Annotated in this window: 2 protein-coding genes; both read right to left on the bottom strand. The window is 61.7% G+C overall.

Annotation, left to right across the window (positions count from 1 at the left end; genetic code table 11):
- Positions 1–120: 120 nt before the first annotated feature.
- Positions 121–1,293 (bottom strand): hybrid sensor histidine kinase/response regulator, encoded by a 1,173-nt coding sequence (locus KDH09_12245; GenBank protein MCB0220460.1) that lies wholly within the window; start codon positions 1,291–1,293, stop codon positions 121–123.
- A complete protein-coding gene (locus KDH09_12240) occupies positions 1,280–1,585 on the bottom strand; it encodes an FYDLN acid domain-containing protein (protein MCB0220459.1) in 306 nt (101 codons plus the stop codon). The genes KDH09_12245 and KDH09_12240 overlap by 14 nt, the downstream gene beginning before the upstream one ends.
- Between the last annotated feature and the right edge of the window lie 171 nt (positions 1,586–1,756).

Genomic DNA, 1,756 nt, shown 5'->3' with positions numbered 1-1,756 from the left:
GCAGTAGACCTCGTCGCCGTTGGAGACGCCGGCGTCCAGGGGAATGTTGGCCTCGCAGTAGGGGCAGGTCAGTTCGTAAAGCGGCATGAGGGGGCTCCTTTTGGGGCGCTGCCCCGGTGCTCAGGAAGCGCTCGGGGCTTCGCGGGGAATGCGGATCACGAAGGTCGTCCCCTCGCCCGCCCGTGAATCGAAGGCGATGCTCCCGCCGTGGGACTCGACGATGCGCTTGGTGATCGCCATTCCCAGACCGGTGCCGTGTTTCTTGCCGTGGGTGACAAAGGGCTGAAAAATGGTCTCGCGGATCTCGTCGGGAATGCCCTTGCCGCTGTCGCGGATTTCGAGTTCCACGTGCCCATCCCCCTCGCGGGTGCAGATTTCGATTCGGCCGCCCTCTTCCATGGCGTCGACGGCGTTGCCCACCAGGTTCTCCACCACGCGGCGGAAACGGCGGCGGTCGATGGCCACCGGATCGTCGGCCCCGTGGGTGAGCGAGATCTCCACTTCCTTGCGCTTGAGAACGCGGTCCATGGGCTTGATGGCTTCCCCAAGGAAGTGTTCGAGCTTGACGTGCTCGCGGCTCAGACTGATCTCGCCGCGGGTGAAGTCGAGCACCTCGCTGGTCATGTCGACCATGCGCTCGATCTCGGAGCGAATGCTCTTGTAGAGGTCCTGCTTTTCCTCGGCGTCGAAGTCGGGCATGGCCATGAGCTCGGAAAAACCGAGGATGGCGGTCATGGGTCCCTTGAAGTCGTGGATGATGGTGCTGGCCATCTGGCCGATGGCAGAAAGGCGCTCGCCGCGGATGAGTTCCTCACGGGCCTGGCGCAGCTCCTCGTTGGTCTGTTCGAGCTCGATGACACGGTCCTTGAGCTCGGCGACCAGGTCGCCCTTTTCCAGGCCGCGCTGGACGACCAGGCGCAGGTCCTCGTTCTCCCAGGGTTTTTCGAGATAGAAGAACAGGCCCACGTCGTTGATGGCCTTGATCACGCTCTCCTTGTCGGCATAGGCAGTGAGCATGATGCGCGTGGCCTCGGGGCGCATCTCCTTGACCTTTGCCAGCAACTCCGTGCCCGACATCTGGGGCATCAGGTAGTCGCTGATGATGAGGTCAAGTTTGAGCCCCTCGAGCGCCGCGACGGCCTCGGTGGGAGAATTGAAGGTGTGAATCTCGTAGCGCGGGTTGTTCTTGAGCGCCTTCTTGATGGCGAAGGTCACCATCTCCTCGTCATCGACCACGGCGATGACGTAGGGACGCGGCTCAAGCGTTTCGGCAACTGCGCTATTCGAGTTCATCTTCCTCTTCGTCGAAGTCTTCTTCTTCCTCGAAGTCTTCGTCTTCTTCGACGTCGTCGCTGTCGACGTCGTCGTCATCGCTGGCGTATTTCTTCTTCGGCGGCTTCTCTTCCACGGGAACGGTCTTCACCGGGGACTTGCCGATGGGAATCTTCTTCTCCTCGGGCTCGGGCTCGGGAGCGTCCGCCTGATCGGCGCCGCATTTGGGGCACACGGCCTTGGGCTTGCCCAGGTCGTAAAACTTTGCTGCGCAGCTATAACAGGTGTACTTGCGACCGTAATCGACTGCCATGAAGATGGTTTCTCCTTGAATTCGGGAGCGGAGTTGCGCAGGTTTCCCCCGGTTGCCCGGTCACTCCGGAATGGAGCTACCGCACCGGCGGGAGAAGATCACTTACTGCTGAGCTCGGGAGCCAGCCCTCAAACTCCCCGGGCAGGCTTACTTCCACCCAGGTTCCCCTGC

Source organism: Chrysiogenia bacterium (assembly GCA_020434085.1).
GTDB lineage: Bacteria > JAGRBM01 > JAGRBM01 > JAGRBM01 > JAGRBM01 > JAGRBM01.
This window is presented reverse-complemented; position numbering and strand designations above follow the sequence as displayed.